The following is a 16,840-nucleotide window of genomic DNA, read 5'->3' as shown; positions in this document are numbered from 1 at the left end:
ATGTGGAGGATCGTTCCGAGGGTTCTGCGGGTTCTCGGTGTCAGAGCGGACACCTGTGCAAACCCGCTCTCGTCCGTTTTCGACAGGCCCTTGAGGTTCATGACCCTGTTGTTCGCCGAGATCACCCGCCAGTTCAGCGATCCAGGTGAAGATCGGCACGCCTGTCGATGCGGCGATCATCGCCTCGGCCAGCGAAGATGATGAAGAGGGCCATTGGGTCAAGTACAAGCGCCGACCAGCGTTTCATTGCTTCAAAGCCCATTTCGGTGCCTAGGCCGATACGGCCCTTGTCGAGGAGATCGCCGTCACGGCGCCCACACCGAGGACGGCAACGCCGTTCCTGATGCTCTGCCCGACAATCCCGGCGAAGTGTTTGCCGACAGCGCCTACCGAGGCAATCATCTCGGCGACGCGGTGCGCGCCAAGGGTGGAAGGCCGCGCATCGTCGCAACCGCTATGTGGGGGCGCGACGAGGCCGAGAGCTTGACGCCTGGAACCAACCGATCCACAGAATTTGTACTCGGATCGAGAAGATCTTCGGCACCTGTAGCCGGATGCGATGGCGAGGGCTGGCAAAGGCGGCCGTTCAAATTCGCCGCACTGCGATCGCCTCCAGTATGAATCACAGTTTGATGGTCGCCTCGTCCCGCCCATCGTTGAAGCCCAGCCACCGTTTTCGGGCTAGCGCGCCCGAAATTCTTTGGAGGTCAAATACGTAATGCCTACCCGGCTTTTCCCCGCCGTCTCAGATGTGCGGTTCGCCCAAAGCCCCCGACTGCCACGAACTTTGTCTTCGCGCGGAGCGAAACCTCGCGCCCACGACTTTGTGCCGCCGATGTGCCGCGCTGCCCTGTCAAACAATCCATTTTATGGATGCACCTGATCCAAACAATCGATTTCACTGATCAAAACAATTTCCATTAGAAGACGCTGAAGCAGGCAAAGATTACTTGGTCAGCGCAAAAGAGGGATGGTGGAGTTCTAGTGTGGCTTGGACCCACATGCTCGCCATTTTATCTGGGAACGGCTACGTGCCCTGCTGGCGCAGGGCAATACGATTCTAGTGGCCACCAACTTCGTGGAAGAAGCGGAGCGGCTATGCAACCGACTGTGCGTGCTTGAGAACGGATGTAGAATCCCAGAAGGGCGTCCTAACTCGCTGATTGATGAGCAAATCGAGTGCGACGTGATTGAAATCTATGTCGCTCACCCCGTGAGCTGAGTTCGGCACTCAGGCCGCATGTGCGACTTAGGCAGGTTAGCGGCGAGACTCTGTTTTGCTATGCCTCCAAGCAGGAGCAGGTGTGCTCGCTGGCTGACACTGTCAATGACGAGCTCCGCGCCACATCTGTCGAAATCCTACCATAGGGTATGAGGCGGGCCGCCGGTGTGGCGAGCCAGATTCGAAACTTCAACTACCATAGAGCAGGAAGAAAATGGGCGAGAACAGGAAAGTTGCTCTGGTTACGGGCATAACGGGACAGGATGGTGCCTATCTCACGCGTCTTCTGCTGGAAAAAGGCTACGTCGTTCATGGGATTAAGCGACGTTCCTCTTCCTTCAACACGGGTCGCATCGAAGACATCTACCAAGACCCGCACGATCCCGATCCGCGCCTAATTTTGCATTACGGTGACCTCACTGATGCGACTAATCTCATCCGAGTAGTTCAGGAATCCCAGCCAGACGAGATTTACAACTTGGCCGCTCAGAGCCATATCCAGGTGTCGTTCGAAACGCCGGAATACACAGCAAACGCCGACGGTATCGGAACATTGCGACTTCTTGAGGCGATCCGCCTCCTCGGTCTGAAGGACAAGACCCGCTTCTATCAGGCCTCGACTTCAGAGCTCTACGGCCTCGTGCAATCCGTACCGCAGAACGAAACAACGCCCTTTTATCCGCGCAGCCCTTACGCCGCCGCCAAGCTCTACGCCTACTGGATCGTGGTCAACTATCGCGAGGCCTATGGTATCCATGCTTCCAACGGCATTCTCTTCAATCATGAAAGCCCACTGCGCGGCGAAACTTTTGTGACGCGCAAGATCACCCGCGCCGCCGCTGCTATCTACCTCGGCAAGCAGGACAAGCTTTATCTCGGCAATCTCGATGCTCAACGCGATTGGGGCCATGCGCGTGAGTACGTGCGTGGTATGTGGATGATGATGCAGCAGGATCAACCGGATGATTACGTGCTGGCGACGGGCAAGACGACCCCTGTCCGCCAATTCGTCGAATGGGTTTTCGAAGATGTCGGCGTCGAGCTCGAATGGCGTGGTGAGGGAGTCGACGAAAAGGGCTATGATGTCGAGACCGGCAGATGCCTAGTCCAGGTAGACCCACGCTACTTCCGCCCCACGGAAGTCGATCTTCTCCTGGGCGATGCCACCAAGGCGAAGGAGAAGCTCGGCTGGGTGCATGAGACATCCGTGCGCGAGCTCGCCGCGGAAATGGTGCGGGAAGACCTCAAGGTCATGCAGACATCGGTAATCATGAAGGAAGCATAATGTACGATCTGAAGGGAAAAGCCGTGTGGGTCACGGGCCACAAGCATGGTGGGCAGCGCTGTTGTAGGCCGCCTCGCGTCTGAAGACTGCAAAGTTATGGCCGCCCTGACGTTTCCCCCAAATTTTATCCAGTCGTGAGTTCGTTTCCGGGGGTGGATTTGCCCTGATGGCCGGTGGACGCGACGGGTGCTGGCGCGGAGCGTTTCACGTTGCGCAGCGAGCGACCGTCGCGGGTTGAAGATCGATGCACATTCGTTGGGTGTCTGCCATCCGATGTGCGAGTGCGGACGCGCGCCGTTGTAATCGGCGCGCCATACATTGAGCCTCGCGCGGGCCTGGGCCAGGGACGTGAACCGCGTCTCGTTGAGGAGTTCATCGCGAAGGGGGCCGTTGAAGCTCTCGCGTTAGGGTCCTAGCCAACCTCCGACTGTGAACTCGCTGAAGCGATTTACGGCAAGCGCACACAGCAGCTCGTCCACGGCGTTCGTACATGAAGTTTGGAAACTTATAATACTGGTACACACCTCCATGGGGGAACATTATCTCCAATATCTCAGCGATTGCCGGATAGCTATCTGCCTTCACCTACCTCGGCCTAGTGCAGAATCTTGGCCGAATGAACTCGGCGCTCTTGCTGCACACCAATGGTCCGTCCCGCGCGAAGTGCGATCATACCGCCGCAGCTTACCTTCAAATCCGGCACTGGCGAGGATCTAGATCCAAGCCGACGGCGCCGGGCATCAAATAAAAAGCCGCCGACCGAAGCCAGCGGGCTTGATTGGGATGGCCCGCGCGGACGGTCAAGACTGCGCCGGCCGACCATGGCGGAGGGACCACCTTGGTCAACGGCACGGCCCGATGACGGCGTGCCGATGTACCACAACATGCGGCGAGATAGAGCCTTCCGGCGTCGCGGAAAAAAAGCCCGCCGGTTTTGAGCCAGCGGGCAAGTTCTGGAGTGGCTGAGATCAACCCAGCATCAGTCAACGACCGGCGGAAGGGTTGGTTGCAGTGGATGCCAGCTAGCCGCAGCATGCTGTGAATCGTAGCAAAGTGAAAAACAAAACTCTGGACTTCTAGGTCGGACTCGCCCCAATATTTGTTTGGGGGATTCACATGAAAATTGGAGCACTCATCGCAAGTGCAGCCCTGTGCGTCAGCGGCTGCTCTACGAGCGCTGTCGTGTCGGACAGCGATCTCACGGCAATGAATACCGTTGCGCTATGTCACGTTCTCGCCAGCAGCACGGACGAACAGTATCGTAGCAGGGTAGCGGCCCCGCTAGTGCGCAGGGGCGCAACAGCAGAGAAGTGCACCAGGCTTGTGCAAACCGACAATGCTGTCGCGACAGGCATAGCGATCGCGGCTGTCGGCGGCGCAGCTGTGGGTGTCGCTGCCAACAACGGCTATGGAGGCGGAACATATTACCGGCCACCGCCACCACAAACCTATGGCGTCGCGTGGGACCAATTCTATGGCCAGAACTACAGCGTTATCTGGCGCTGCCGCGACCGGTCCACCGGGCGGTTCCTTGACGATTACTATTGCGCCGGCCTGCCCATGGTCGACAGCGCATGGCCGGGCTGGTCGGCGTAGCGGATGAGCAGGCCATACCGCAAATATCGATCCAATCGGTGGCAGAGACCCACCGGTGCCAAGCTGTGGCGGCGCCAACTTGCGAGCGTGCCGGCAATGCTCGGTCTTACGGCAGCGGCGGCGGTGGCCGCCTTCCTGGCGCCGTCGGGCGCGCAACGTAGCGACGATGCATCAAAGGCCAGCCCACGAAGGGCGGCGCCCGCCTCGCTTACCGGTGTCGCTTCCGTCATTGACGGCGATACGATCGAAATCCACGGCCAGCGCGTCCGCTTCAACGGCATCGACGCGCCAGAGAGCCGGCAGCTGTGCCGCGATGCGAATGGCGCCGAGTATCCTTGCGGCCGGCGATCGGCCGAAGCGCTGGACACTTTCCTGGCCGCGTCGAGGCCGCTCGAATGCACATTCGCGACGTGGGACCGCTACCACCGCTTTGTCGGCGATTGTCGGCGCGCCGACGGCGCGGGCGTGGCCGCCTGGATGGTCAAGCACGGCCAGGCGCTGGATTGGCCTCACTACAGCCAGGGCGCTTATGCGGGGCAGCAGGCGCAAGCCCAAGCCTCAAAGATCGGCCTGTGGGCCGGGACGTTTCAGGCACCCTGGGAATGGCGCGCTGCGCACGCCGACGGCGCGGCGCCGTCGAGTCGCCCGCTGGGCATCATCAGCCGTAAGCTGGTCGCGCAGAGCGGCTATTCTTGCGAGCCGCGGAGAACGTGCAAGCAGATCGGTTCCTGCGACGAAGCCAACTGGTACCTGCAAAACTGCTCATGGGGCGGAAAACTCGATCGCGACAAGGATGGGATCCCATGCGAAACACTCTGCTAGCTGAAATGTAACGGAGTAAGCGCGCTACGGCCTGTTCGGCTTTCCGCTTACACCGATCCAACGAAGACCATGCATGGGCGACGCGGTCTGCTAACCCCATTTTTTGACGAGGTATTCTATATCTGAAGGGCAGAAAAAGTTATTGCGACAATAGAGAGAAGACGCCTTAACTAAGACTTTCAAAACCGTTAAGTGTATGCTGGCAGGCGATCAAGGCGTGATGTTGCCCTGTCGGGGGGGCGAGTAAAATGCAGACTGTGATGAGTCAAAAGCTGGCAAGCTATGGCCAGTGGACCTTACCGTGGTGCCTGGGCCTAGAGATTGCGGCCGCAGCGATTGGTCTTACGACAGGTGTAGCATTAGGCGTACAAGCGTTTTCTGCAAGCGAGTCTGTCACTGCAATGGATTTGACGCTCGCCAGTGCACCCTTTCTCATGGTGGCAATCGCGGAGCTCACCAAGATACCGATAGCTACCCACCGCCAAGACCTTGGATCGGACCTAAGTGTTGGTCCGTTGTCGGAATCCAGCTAATTTGGCCCTGTGTTCCTGAAGATTTTACCAAAAGCGCCTTCAGGGAGGAGGTGCCCATCTTGCGGATGAGAAATCAGTGGCCTGTCAATGTAATGTATTTCGCGGGTGGCGCAGCCGGTTGTCGGAGCACCTTTTGCTGCGCAATTCAAATAGGATTGAAACCACCTGTTTTTCCTATGGGAAACACTCCAGAAATATCGGCTTGAAATTGCAATTGCCGCGAGAGATCGCCAAGCTGATGACAAGGTCGATTCGACTTGGGTGGCAGGTAGCGATTGTCTGGGATAGAGAGTTTTTCTGCAGCAGACTCCTTGGTGGGATATGTCTACCAATGTGAGTATGCGCTATTTCGAGCCCTGGATACGGATGATCCCGCGGAAGGCTTCATGGTGGAAACCTTCGACGACGTGGTCGTCGGAGGCAAGGACGAGGCGTTTGAGCTTTTGCAGCTGAAACACCACGACCCCGCCAAGGCAAAGGCCTTCACCGACAAAAGTGCGGATTTGTGGAAAACGATCCGCATCTGGTCCTCTCTCGTCAGGGACGACGCTGTCGATCCAAGCAAAACCGCGTTCTTTTTGCTCACCACTGCCCAGCCCTCGTCCTCTGCGATGCTTGTGGATTATCTAGCGCCCAAGGGAATCACGGGAGGAACGAGGCACGTAAAGGCTGCTAAAGGCCTTCTCATGCAGATCGCGAAGGAGATAGAGGCCGGAACGACGGGTAGCATGAAGAAGAACGTCGAGCCTTTCTTGGCATTACCAGAAGCCGCCCGCGACGTGCTGATTGGAAACATGACCATAGTGCCGGGAGTGGCGGTTATCGAGAGCCTTCGCCAGAAGATCGTCAAGCGATTAAGCCTGACGGGTGCTACGACCGGAAATCTGGAGCGCTTGGCGCAGTCGCTGGTTGGCTGGTGGTACTGGGTTTTGATCGAGCGCCTCAGAACGAAAGAGAAAGTGCCGATCAGTAAAGAGCTGCTCCAAGAGAAAATTACGGATTTGGTTTCCCAGTATGTCGTGTCGAGCTTGCCTATATTCGAAGACATCACGGACCCGAACGCCGACCAAAAGGCTCGCCTGTTGCAGAGGCTGTTCGTTCGGCAATTGATGGCTATCGGGCACGCTCCGGACAAGACGGCGGTCGCCGGGGCGCTACTTGATGTCTACAAGGCTGATGGGCACATAAAGCGCTGGATTGAGAGCCTGCGGCTGCAGCCAAAGGAATTACAAGAGTTCAAGGATCAGCTTTACGGTCACTGGGCAGCGAAATTCGGTGCGATCGAACCTGACGCAGACGCTTGCCTTGGCCGGGACGGCGTAGAATTTGAGCTAGAAAAGCTCGGCCGAACCGCTCTAAGCGGCTCACTCTCGGGAAGTCAGGCAAAGCTCAAGGACGTCGAGCTCGATTATCTACGGCGCGGCGTCTTACACCTCATGGCGAACGAACCAGTGATCGGTTGGCACCCTCACTGGACCGCGAAATTCAACCCGGACGAATAATATGGCGTTTGCTCCCTGGAACGATCGGCAGACAGATTTCGCCAACTATTTTAATCCGGGCTATCTCGGCGTCCTCGTGTATAGCATGGCCAAAGGCTATAGCGTTACTAATGGGGGCATGTCGCTGGCCCTTGCGTTTCCCGGCATCGCCATAGCCTTGCATCCCGATATCCGGAATGCCCTTCCCCGCACTATCGCTACCCGATTTTCGAAGTGGCTGAGGGATCACCCAGAACTTCGAACCGACCTGATCTCATCTACGCAGTCCCTTGTTCCGCAGGTCAAGGAGGCCGTTTTGACGTCGCTCCGCTCGAACTGGGTCTCGACTGAGAACGGCCGCCTGATTGCGGCCACCAAGGGGCCTCCGATCTTGAAGTCGGACAAAACCCTTGATGACGACCAGAAGGCGGCCGCATTTGTCGGGAAGTGGTTCGCGAAGGTAGGAGACGACAGAGAAATCTACCAACAGGTAGGAGTAAAACCATAATGCAAATCCAGAGCGTGGTCCTTTACTCCCTTGACGGCAGGATCAACGAAATCTCGTTCGACCTAGGTCGCGTGAACATCCTCACTGGCCCAAGCGGTCGGGGAAAGTCTGCAATGCTAAGCGTCGTCGATTACTGTCTTGGAGCATCGCGTTTCGAGATCCCGGCAGGTGTGATCTCGAATGCCGTGTCATGGTTCGCCTTGAAACTGGATTTTGGTGCGGAAAGGTTATTCGTGGCCCGCCGTAGCGTCCCCGTAGGGAGGACGGCGAGCAATGAGTTCTTCGTGCGGCCAAACCCGGACCACGAAACGCCGCCTATGAGTGATTTGAAGCCGAATGCTCGTCGGGATGATCTTGTAGAAAAGATCGGATCGCTTCTAGGCGTGGGAGTCACACTTCTTCCTCGGGCCGACGGCACGGCTGACCGACAAAAGCTTACCTTCCGGTCAGGTCTTATCTACAGCTTCCAAAAGCAGAATGAGATCGCCAACCCGGACCTGTATTTCCATCGTCAAAGCGAACTCGCTCAGACGATAAGAGATACGTTGCCATACTACCTCGGGGCAATCTCCCCTGCCATCATCGAAAAGCAAGCCGAACTCCGCAATAAGCGGAAGAGACTGCGAGAGGTCGAGCGTGCGCTTGAACGCGGCGTATCGATCGCCGCCAATCGTGACACGGAACTCGTATCAATTGTGGCGGAAAGCACCCGGCTGGGTTTGATTGCGACATCCGACATCCCAGCTAGGAGGTCGACGGCACAGATACTCGAGAGAGTTTCTTCGGCCCTCCAAACCACTCTTTTCGCCGGTAGCCAATTAGCGGACGGTCAGGACGTTGACGTCCTCAAGCAGATGAATACTGAGCTACTGAATAAGACTCGTGAAAGGTCAGATCTCAAAAAAGAGATTGACGCTCTGGAGCGTTTTGAGAACGACCAAAACGTCGTCGATAGCGCGCTCAACGAGCAGCGGCGACGTTTGACGGCGTTGAATCTCCTCGCAGATGACCACGATTCCAAGCAATGCCCGGTTTGTGAAAGCTGGCTAGAGGGTGTCACGCCGGCTGTAGCGGATATGAAGCAATCTTTGGAAACGCTTGCCGTCGAACTTGCGATGGTGAATTCGGACAAGATCGATGTCCGGGAACAACTCTCAAAGCACCGTGCCGCCGTTACCAATCTCACGTCGGAAATCGCTTCGCTTAGGCGCGAGGTTCAACGCTTGAAGGTCGAGGAAGACTCCATCAAGTCGCTATTGGAGCAGAAACACGAGGTTGCCCGGCTTTCTGGCATGATCGACATGTTCCGCAGACTCATATCGGTCGACGACGACGAGACACGTGTCGCGATGGAACTTGAGAGGGCCTCCTTGGTCACGGACATCGAAGAACTCGAATCAGAGACTAACCTGTCAGACGTACGTGCGAAGACCGCGACCTTCCTCGGCGGTATCGGGCAGCAGATCACCCGCTGGGCTCGCGAGCAACGTCTCGAATACGCGAACGGTTTTCTGACATTTGATCTCCGCGGGCCGAGGCTTGTCAGCGAGACTGCAGACGAGACGATTCCGTTTTCGCGCTTTGGCAGCGGACGGAACTGGGTCTGGTATCACTTGCTCGGCCATCTGGCTCTCCACGAATGGTTTGCCTCGAACAAGCGGCCCGTACCTAACTTTTTGATCCTCGATCAGCCGTCACAGGTCTATTTCCCTTCAGCTAACGGGGAGACAGAGGACAATGACTGGATGGAGGTCCGCAAAATCTACGAGTGGCTTTTCGACGTCGTCGAAAAACTTGATGGCCAGATGCAGATTATCGTCACCGACCACGCGAAATTCGAGAACGACTCGCGTTTCACAGACCACCTCAAGCACGACTGGTGGGAGGGAGGATCCCTGGTGCCCCAAGATTGGTTGAAGCAAAACCTGCAGTCCTGATGAACCCCCGACGTCATGGTCGCCACGTAAGTCGATGACAGTCATAGTGGTGGGCCCGCCTGCCATCAACTTTGTTTGGCGCGACATCGCTCTGCCACGAGAAGAATATTCCGATCATCCTCTCACCAATATCGCCTTCAACAACCAGCGAAATGCCGTATCAACCGGCCGGGAGGCATTTTGTCGATTGTGAGGTTTTCCCTGCCACCCTGTCGTCACGAGATCATGCTTTTTTTCGCCGCATTCTGCCGGATGCGATGCCAATAAATTTTGGACCGCTGCACCTCTAAACAACTATCCCCCGGCACATGGCGGTTCGATATGATGAACATAGACACCGCACGGGGATCGATGAGTTTGAAACAACCGCGACGTCTTGACCTTTGTCGATCAGACATCTTCGCGGTCCGGCTGCGATTGTCGCGGTCAATAGTCCATCCGGGCAACAGAGCGGATCCGGCTGCGGCTCTTCGGCATATGATCGTCGAAGCTTTCCAGACGCTGTTGCTTCTGAAACGCTTTTCCAAGAGCGGCGATCGCCTCCGCTCGTTCTCGCAAGATCTGCCGTTCGCTTACCGAGAGATCCTTGTAGGATGACGGTTCGTAGCTGGTTGCGATCTCTGCGTATCCAAGCGAGCCCGGTTCGGGTTCTTCTGCGTAGGCATCGGCGAATTGGCGCAGCATCTCGTCGAGCGCGCGGACTTCGACTAGATACCGACGCCACTTGTGCTCGTTGAGTTCGAAATCGTTTGTGATGAGGTCGCCGGCACGTTCGCCGAAGCCGGTGAGCTGGTCTATGCGGGCGGGTGGCATATCCAGGTTGAGGCCGCCCTCCTCCGGTTTGAGGTCGACCGTCACGATCCGTTCGCGATAGCCGGCGAGGATCGACTGGAGGGAATCCTGCCAGTCCTTGGCGCTGTCAAACAGGGCGAACACGAAGGCGATCAGGCCGGAAAAGCCTTGCGTTGGCAGGAGTTGCCCCTGTCCCGCCTTTGTCGGAAGAAATACGCGGGTTTCCCCGGTGCTTTCCGGCTTCTCCCGCCGGCGGTCATATTCGCCGAGAGAGATGCCAAAGGTCGGGCGCGACGGCAGGAAGCGGTCGAAGAAATGTACCGGAAAATTTGACGACAGCCCTCCGTCGGAGAACATGCAGCGCACCAACCTGTCCTGTTCGGGGACGCCGACCAGCGTATAGTCGATCCTGTAGAGCGGCACCGCCGAGATCAGTGCCGGGAAGCTGAGGCTCATACGTGCGAGGACCACTAGCGGAAGATTGTCGATCTTGAACGGATAGAGGTCGCTTGACCCGTCCTTTGGCGTCGTCAGCATCGCGTCGACGACGCGAGCAGGAAAAAGCGAACGGAACTCCCGCTCGGAAAAGAGATGAAGGTTATTCTCCATCGGCAGCACGTAGGGGCGATGCGAGGTGATATCGGTGGTTACCGTTTGCACCTTGATCTGGCGGGATTGAAGATCCTTGACCCCAAGCGGTGCCCCGGTGGCCGAACGCCCGGCGACGAGATCTATCGTGTCGGCTAGCCACTCCGTCAGGGCGGGATGGCCGGCCGTCATATAAGGTTGGGTCATTCCGTTGCAGAGGCCGTAATCGGCCTGCGGGAGCCTGCGGGCGACATCGCGGGCGGCGACCAAAGCCGCTGTGGCGGCCGGCAGAAGAAGGAGCAGAAACAGGAACAGCAAGACAACGAGCAGCGCCGCTGGCAGGGAATGCCAGGTGAACGGGATCATGATGGCGATTATGATCGCAGGGATGGCACCAAAAAGGGCTGGCACCGGGTAGCCCTTCAAAAGCGCGAAGACCGTGCCCGCGATACTTTTCGACATCGCCGCCAGCACTAGATTGAAGACCGGGCGAAGCTCCTGGCGAGGCTGGAATTTCTCCAAGAGCGTCGCTGACAGCTGCTTTGGGAGCGCCTCGATCTTTTCAAATCCGCCTTCGGCGCGACCGAATTCGGCGGCGGCAGTGACCACCGCGGCAATCGCGCCGGCCGACGTACCGCCGATATTGCGGAAGCGGTACTTGCGCGAAAGTTTCACGACGGCCTTCGGGTAGACAACCCCACTTGTGATCCCGCCCTTCATGACGAGGTCGCAGCTCAGTTCAGGCGCGCTCATGTCCCATCTACCTCAATTGATTTTAAGCGTGTCCGACCAGGCCTTCACGAGGCTCGAATAGGGTTGGCCCGGCTCCGCCATCGTGCGGATTTCGTCGAGGATTTGGTTGACCAGCAGGTCGAGCCGCGCGCCCATGGTCTTGGTCTGCTGATCAAGGCTGGCAAGCAGCGTCTCCGAAATCTTGCCGATCTCGTCGATCAACCGGCTCAGGAAATCTAGCTTGCGCAGGACCCGTGTTCTCTCCTGAACCAATCCGAGCCGGTTCAGGCCGTAGACATGGATCGATGTCAGGCCACGCCTGGAAGGGACGTTGTCCTTGAAGGTCGGAAGGACGAGGCCGAGAGGGTCGCCACGGTCAATGTGAAACACCAAGTGCTCTTCCGGAACGTCAACGCAGGGGTTGATCAGGTCGGGCTGCTCGTCGATACCGGGAAAGTCCGCCGTCGCCCTGGCTGCACCGGCGATCGGAAACAAATCCTGCTTGCCAAGCGATGCCTTGACACCTTGCATTTCAGGAGCCGCCAGCAGTTGCGCGAGACTCTCGGGGAATCTCGGCAAGTCCTGCCAGCGCCGCCGATTGCAATCGATGCAACTTGGCAGCAGGTTGTCCCACACCATGGCAAGCCACCAGTAGCCGGGATGATTGGCAACTCGGGCGATGCGTCCCTTTGGCCGGTAATGTTCGACATCGACCGGCGCTTGGTTGGCATACCGGCTTTCGCAATAAGCGCATTTGCCGAAGAACAGCTTGTCGAGCGCGTATTTGACTGCTTCGTCGGAATAGGCGCTGAAACTGAACGTCTTGTCCTTCTTTTTCCTGGTTTTCGCACCTGGAGCCGCAGCGCCGGCGGCCGCTGTCACAGCTTGTGCCTTTGCCTGCGCCGCGAAGAAGATCTTCGCCTTTGCCAGTTCCTTGCCGCCGCGGCTTTTCTCACCGACAAGAACAGCCGGCGCCGAAACCAGGGTCCGATCGACGCGCCGCATCAGATGCCCTCCAGGACGGCCAGGATCCGCCTCTTCGTTTCATCGCGCAGGACCTCGCGTGGCCGGCCGGCAAGGTTGCGCCGCTTGACGAGGTAGTCGGCAACGGCCTCCTGCACGAGGCGGGCAGCCTCGCTCATGCCGACCGGAAGGGCATCCACTACCTGCCTGCGGATCGCGTCCATCGCAGTTCTGACGTCCTGGTCCGGCGCACTCCCGTCCTTTCTTGCGAGATAGTCGCCAAGCCTTGCGAGGCTTGCCTCGATCTCGGGGTCGTCGGTGGAAAACAGGCTGAACAGGTCCGAGGTCAGGAGCTGCTCGATGGTCAGCGCCGACACCTTCGGCAACTGGGTGAGGCTGTCGACCATGAGCGGGATCTGGCCGCTGCCTAGCTGCCTGGCGACCTTGCTCAACACCACCACTTCACCGTCGCGCATTCCCCTGAGGCACAACGGATCATGCGTCGTGACGATGAAGGTCATCGACGGCAATGCAGTGCGCAGGCCCTTCATGATGTGGATCTTCCAGCGCGGATGGAGATGGGCCTCGACCTCGTCGATCAGCACGATCCCTTCCGCCGAGGTCAGCGTTGTGAAGTTCGGATTGATGTCGCGATCCATGAGCCATCGCAGGATGTCGCAGGACAATGCGAGAATGGTACGGAAGCCCGACGAGACGTTTGAGAGCGGGGTCCTGCTCTTCTTGCCGGACGCATCAATCTGCATCTCAACGAAGCATCGCCTCTTGGCCTCGTCTCGATGGATGACTTCGATCTCTTCGGCCGCCCCGAAGATCACTCCCAAGGCCTGGACGACGGCCCGGTACTCGGTCGGCGGCAACCCGAGAAGCCAGTGCTCCGGATTGCTGAGCAGGCTGTCGGTATGGAACAGGCTGAGCACCGGTCGTGACGGTTTCCAGTCATGCAGGTCGCGCACATAATGACGGTAGGCGCCGTAGCCGAAGACCAAGGGCAATCGGTTCTCGCCGATTTGAGAATAGCCCTTGACACCGACCGTGAGTGTCGAGACCTGTCCATTGTCGAACTGAAGGCGAACCTTGGCCGATCGCCTTTGCGGCAGGTCCTCGGCACCCATGAAGCTGGGGTTGAGCCTTAGGCTACCCGGTTCTTCCACCAGGTCGGGGCGCGCGTCGGTGCCGATGAGGGCAAGCGCGATCGCCTCTAGGATGGAGCTCTTGCCAGCAGCGTTTTCGCCAAGGATCAACAATGCCTGCGCCATGCGTTCGGTCGAGTCTGGTGCAGCAGGCAGTTTGATCGACAGCGTCTCAATGGCCTTGAAGTTCGTCAGCCGGATTTCCTTGAGGCGGGGGGGTGCTCCCGCTATGTCGTCTTCCTCGACGATATTCGCAGAAGCGGCAATCCGCACAATTTCCGCGTCGCTGGCATCGACCTGGCGCCTGAGTATCCGCCAGAGGCCTACGAATTCATTGGTGTCGTTCGGCCCATCGCCTTCAAGTTTTGCATAATCGTCGAAGGCCTGCTTTCGTCTGGTTCTCAATCGCGTCCGATTGAGCCGGAAATGCTTGATGGTTTCCTCGCCCTGTGGACTTGCAGCTTCCATCGATCCGTCTTTCCGCGGGACGAGATGGCGGGCAATGTCGTCGGCACAGGGATCGACCAGGAGCGGTGCCTCGTTGAGGACCATGTCCGGCCACGTCCCGTCGCCTTTCTCGACAAACCGGGCATATTCTTCCGGCGTCGGGATAGGCGTCCTCTGTCCGTCGACCGGGAAGTAATTGGTTCGTTTCGGCCTGCAGTCCCCGCAGCTCGGATAGAGATTGATCCAGGCATCCGACAGCCAGCCGTAGTAGAGATGGGCATCGCGTGCCCGCCCGTCCTCCTCGCTGCCGATCGTTGGCTCGGCATCGTTCATCGGCCTGAAGCGGTGCAGGAACATGCTTTTCGAAGCCTGTTCGCAGAACGCGCACTTTCCCAGGAACATGTGCGAGAGATCGCGCATGATCTCCCGTGACTCGAGCTGCATGATCGGAACGCGGGTCTGTTCGCGTTTCATCGGATCCAACTGAAGATAACGGAGAAAGGATTGACGTCTCTCCGTAGCGAGCGAGCCCCCCAAGGCCGCTGGCGGACTTGGTGCCCGCGCGACGTTTCGCATGATCTACTCCAAGTGATTCGGTGTCGGCACGTCAGGCTTCATTTTAGGCTAAAAGACGATTCCTCGGCGGGCAGCGTTTTCTACCTTTTAGAGCCAAGGCTGATCATGTGAATATCGCGAGAAACTTGCAAACATAAAGTTTCTTCGAAGAATAACTTCTCGCCTGCTGCGGCTCATAGCTGTGACTTGCCTCATCTAGTCGGGAGAGAGCAGCGGAGCCGCGAGGTTATCGGCCCAACGCCCCGCCCGTCGAAGCCCAGTAAGTTGCAATATCATGATCTACCTAGGCCTGATCGGCATCACGATCACGCCACAAGCTCACGTGTCGTGTCTGCGGCATCATGTCTGCTTTCAGTGGATATTGTTGAAAAAGTCCGCGTCGCGGTCGCCCGTGGCACTTTCGTAGCATGGCGTTCCGCAGAGACCCCAAAATTGAATCCTGATTCCATGCAATGCGCCGGGGTGGAACTGGATTCTAATATCGATGGCGATTTGCGGTGCGCCGGACTTTTTCAACACTATCAGTGCACGTCTGACGTCGACGGGGTGACCGACATGAGGCGCAGAGCCGGCATTGGTTCGGGGCAGATCAGCTCGACTATTGTGCCCTATGTTTCGGCTTGCCGCCGGCAAGTTGCTTCAATGCATTCGCCCGCCTAGAAAGGTGCCCCCTCGGACTCACTGGTCGCTGTGACTTATTCGGACCCTGAAATTGGCTGCCGCCGCGATTTCTCTGACTTGTCGACGACAGGGAGCCCTTCCTTTCTGGCCTTGGCAAACGCTCGATCGCTCTCCAGGAACTCCGCCAGCATGAACGGGATCAGTTCCGCTACCGATTCGGACTCGCCATAGGTCTGACGATAAAGCGCCGCATAGTCCTGCAGTGCTTGGTTCAGGTCTGCACTTACGCTTATGGTGATCTTCGAAGGTGTCCGATCCGGAAGTTTGCCGAGTTTCAGATTGGTCATGATGACTCCAGTCAATTCGGGTACGGCCGTAGCACAAGATCCTTGTGCACGATGACGCGCAGTGGCCAACCAGGGCGGACGGTGATCGTGGGCTGAATATTGAGGTTCTTCTCGGTGATGCGCTGGCCAGCTTGACTGACGTTCTGCTGAGCGGATTCGCGGATTGCTTTGACCAGGTCGCTTTCGTCTTGCCCGAGGCTCAGCTCCGTGCCGACCCCCAGCAACGTGGCCAGCGCAACGCCTTTCATCAGCTGCCAGGTGTGGAAATCCACCTTGTCCTCAAGCCCGGCATAGCCCGCGGTGTCCGTCGCCGGCAGATTGTCGATTTTGATCGAAGAGCCGTCGGGCAGCAGTATCCGTTGCCAGACCAGCAGCGCGCGCCTTTGTCCAAAGGCAACAACGCTGTCATAGGTGCCAATCAGGCGAGAGCCTTGCGGAATGAGCAAGGTGCTGCCGGTGACTGTGTCCTGCACATTCTCGGTGACCTGTGCGACGACGAGGCCGGGCAAGTCGGAATTGATGCCAGTGATCAGGCTCGCTGCGATGACGCTGCCGGCCATCAGCTGATACGGCGAAGCCGGCGTCTGCAGTGCATGCAGATTGTAGATTCCACTTGTGTTCCGCTGGCTGACAAAATCGAGCTTTCGCTGTTGATTGTTTTGGTCGCCCTCGGCCGGTGCTACGGAAGCTGAATCGCGTGCGGCGTCCGATTGTGGAGCCGTTGCCTCAAAGGGTGGACGCCCGCCCTGCCCGTTGCCGGCGGCATCCGTTAGCCGGGGTCGATTTTCGATCCGGAAGAAGACTTGCGATTCGCGCGCCTCGATCGCCTGCTGTGCAAGGCGCTGCTCCTCCGCCGAAACCTCCTGGCCCGGCGCGATGCCCAGCTGGCGTTGGTGCTCAAGGATGGGGCGGCCGAGGTCGCCGGGCAGCGGTGGTCCAAGCACCGGAGGCTTGGGCTTGATCCCGGAATAGTCCTTAGGCAGCCTTTCAATTGCCTCCGCGGTTGGCTTCCGCTCAGTGTTGTAAAGCTCTTCAGCCTGCTCTTTGATGCGCAGCGCCGGTCCCTGCAGCGCCATCATGGTGACGCCTAGAACGGTCCCGGAACCAACAGCAGCAATGGCGACAATAATGCCGCGCTTGAAGCGCACAGCGCGGCGAGGCGAGGCCCGCAGCTGCAGCTGTTCTGGATCGAGTTTCGGTGAAGCATCGGAGCGGGAAGTATCCGTCATGGGCCGTCCC

The 16,840-nt window shown here is 58.2% G+C and carries 12 protein-coding genes and 2 pseudogenes; 8 read left to right on the top strand and 6 right to left on the bottom strand.

Going from position 1 to position 16,840, the window contains the following annotated elements; translation table 11 throughout:
* Positions 1 to 145 precede the first annotated feature (145 nt).
* From NKI85_RS24190 to gmd, 3 genes and pseudogenes are all read left to right on the top strand, one after another.
* Positions 146 to 274 (top strand): hypothetical protein, encoded by a 129-nt coding sequence (locus NKI85_RS24190; protein WP_352449730.1) that lies wholly within the window; start codon positions 146 to 148, stop codon positions 272 to 274.
* 714 nt (positions 275 to 988) lie between these two features.
* Positions 989 to 1,305: pseudogene (locus tag NKI85_RS24185) on the top strand (nodulation factor ABC transporter ATP-binding protein NodI); the annotation flags it as partial.
* Between the two features lie 131 nt (positions 1,306 to 1,436).
* A complete protein-coding gene (gene gmd / locus NKI85_RS24180; protein ID WP_352778333.1) occupies positions 1,437 to 2,507 on the top strand; it encodes a GDP-mannose 4,6-dehydratase in 1,071 nt (356 codons plus the stop codon).
* Positions 2,508 to 2,631: 124 nt separating this feature from the next.
* Here gmd and NKI85_RS24175 read toward each other — a convergent pair.
* Positions 2,632 to 2,908, bottom strand: a pseudogene (locus NKI85_RS24175) (integrase core domain-containing protein); the annotation flags it as partial.
* A 922-nt stretch (positions 2,909 to 3,830) separates the two neighbouring features.
* Here NKI85_RS24175 and NKI85_RS24170 point away from each other — a divergent pair.
* The 5 genes from NKI85_RS24170 (at position 3,831) to NKI85_RS24150 (ending at position 9,384) form a co-directional block, all read left to right on the top strand.
* Entirely contained in the window at positions 3,831 to 4,103 is a 273-nt protein-coding gene (locus NKI85_RS24170; RefSeq protein WP_023680062.1) for a hypothetical protein, read from the top strand.
* A gap of 123 nt (positions 4,104 to 4,226) precedes the next feature.
* Entirely contained in the window at positions 4,227 to 4,925 is a 699-nt protein-coding gene (locus NKI85_RS24165) for a thermonuclease family protein (protein WP_352682184.1), read from the top strand.
* Between the two features lie 919 nt (positions 4,926 to 5,844).
* Positions 5,845 to 6,960 carry an ABC-three component system protein gene (locus tag NKI85_RS24160; RefSeq protein WP_352778330.1) on the top strand — a complete coding sequence of 372 codons (1,116 nt, stop codon included), beginning with the start codon at positions 5,845 to 5,847 and terminating at the stop codon, positions 6,958 to 6,960.
* Position 6,961: 1 nt separating this feature from the next.
* Complete coding sequence (locus NKI85_RS24155; protein WP_352449733.1) at positions 6,962 to 7,447, top strand: three component ABC system middle component; 486 nt, start codon at positions 6,962 to 6,964, stop codon at positions 7,445 to 7,447.
* Positions 7,447 to 9,384 (top strand): DUF3732 domain-containing protein, encoded by a 1,938-nt coding sequence (locus NKI85_RS24150; RefSeq protein ID WP_352778327.1) that lies wholly within the window; start codon positions 7,447 to 7,449, stop codon positions 9,382 to 9,384. Before NKI85_RS24155 ends, NKI85_RS24150 begins: the two co-directional genes overlap by 1 nt.
* A gap of 426 nt (positions 9,385 to 9,810) precedes the next feature.
* Here the strand turns inward: NKI85_RS24150 and NKI85_RS24145 are convergent, their stop codons facing one another.
* The 5 genes from NKI85_RS24145 to NKI85_RS24125 all read right to left on the bottom strand — a co-directional run bounded on the left by NKI85_RS24145 (position 9,811) and on the right by NKI85_RS24125 (position 16,830).
* On the bottom strand, positions 9,811 to 11,517 hold the full coding sequence (locus NKI85_RS24145) for a patatin-like phospholipase domain-containing protein (protein WP_352778324.1): 1,707 nt from the start codon (positions 11,515 to 11,517) through the stop codon (positions 9,811 to 9,813).
* 12 nt (positions 11,518 to 11,529) lie between these two features.
* Positions 11,530 to 12,501, bottom strand: coding sequence for an HNH endonuclease family protein (locus tag NKI85_RS24140; protein ID WP_352449736.1), 972 nt, complete (start codon positions 12,499 to 12,501; stop codon positions 11,530 to 11,532).
* Complete coding sequence (locus NKI85_RS24135) at positions 12,501 to 14,531, bottom strand: AAA family ATPase (RefSeq protein WP_352690732.1); 2,031 nt, start codon at positions 14,529 to 14,531, stop codon at positions 12,501 to 12,503. The genes NKI85_RS24140 and NKI85_RS24135 overlap by 1 nt, the downstream gene beginning before the upstream one ends.
* A gap of 797 nt (positions 14,532 to 15,328) precedes the next feature.
* Positions 15,329 to 15,601, bottom strand: a complete 273-nt coding sequence (locus tag NKI85_RS24130) for a DUF2274 domain-containing protein (RefSeq protein WP_352449738.1) — start codon at positions 15,599 to 15,601, stop codon at positions 15,329 to 15,331.
* A gap of 11 nt (positions 15,602 to 15,612) precedes the next feature.
* A complete protein-coding gene (locus NKI85_RS24125) occupies positions 15,613 to 16,830 on the bottom strand; it encodes a TraB/TrbI/VirB10 family type IV secretion system protein (protein WP_352778321.1) in 1,218 nt (405 codons plus the stop codon).
* Between the last annotated feature and the right edge of the window lie 10 nt (positions 16,831 to 16,840).

Origin of the sequence: Mesorhizobium sp. M0571 (assembly GCF_040320985.1) — a bacterium.
Taxonomy (GTDB): domain Bacteria; phylum Pseudomonadota; class Alphaproteobacteria; order Rhizobiales; family Rhizobiaceae; genus Mesorhizobium.
This window is presented reverse-complemented; position numbering and strand designations above follow the sequence as displayed.

Coding starts and splice junctions, on each gene's coding strand:
- NKI85_RS24160 (WP_352778330.1), top strand. CDS start 5,845: ATGGTGGAAACCTTCGACGACGTGGTCGTCGGAGGCAAGGACGAGGCG.
- NKI85_RS24145 (WP_352778324.1), bottom strand. CDS start 11,517: ATGAGCGCGCCTGAACTGAGCTGCGACCTCGTCATGAAGGGCGGGATC.
- NKI85_RS24140 (WP_352449736.1), bottom strand. CDS start 12,501: ATGCGGCGCGTCGATCGGACCCTGGTTTCGGCGCCGGCTGTTCTTGTC.
- NKI85_RS24150 (WP_352778327.1), top strand. CDS start 7,447: ATGCAAATCCAGAGCGTGGTCCTTTACTCCCTTGACGGCAGGATCAAC.
- gmd (WP_352778333.1), top strand. CDS start 1,437: ATGGGCGAGAACAGGAAAGTTGCTCTGGTTACGGGCATAACGGGACAG.
- NKI85_RS24130 (WP_352449738.1), bottom strand. CDS start 15,601: ATGACCAATCTGAAACTCGGCAAACTTCCGGATCGGACACCTTCGAAG.
- NKI85_RS24135 (WP_352690732.1), bottom strand. CDS start 14,531: ATGAAACGCGAACAGACCCGCGTTCCGATCATGCAGCTCGAGTCACGG.
- NKI85_RS24155 (WP_352449733.1), top strand. CDS start 6,962: ATGGCGTTTGCTCCCTGGAACGATCGGCAGACAGATTTCGCCAACTAT.
- NKI85_RS24125 (WP_352778321.1), bottom strand. CDS start 16,830: ATGACGGATACTTCCCGCTCCGATGCTTCACCGAAACTCGATCCAGAA.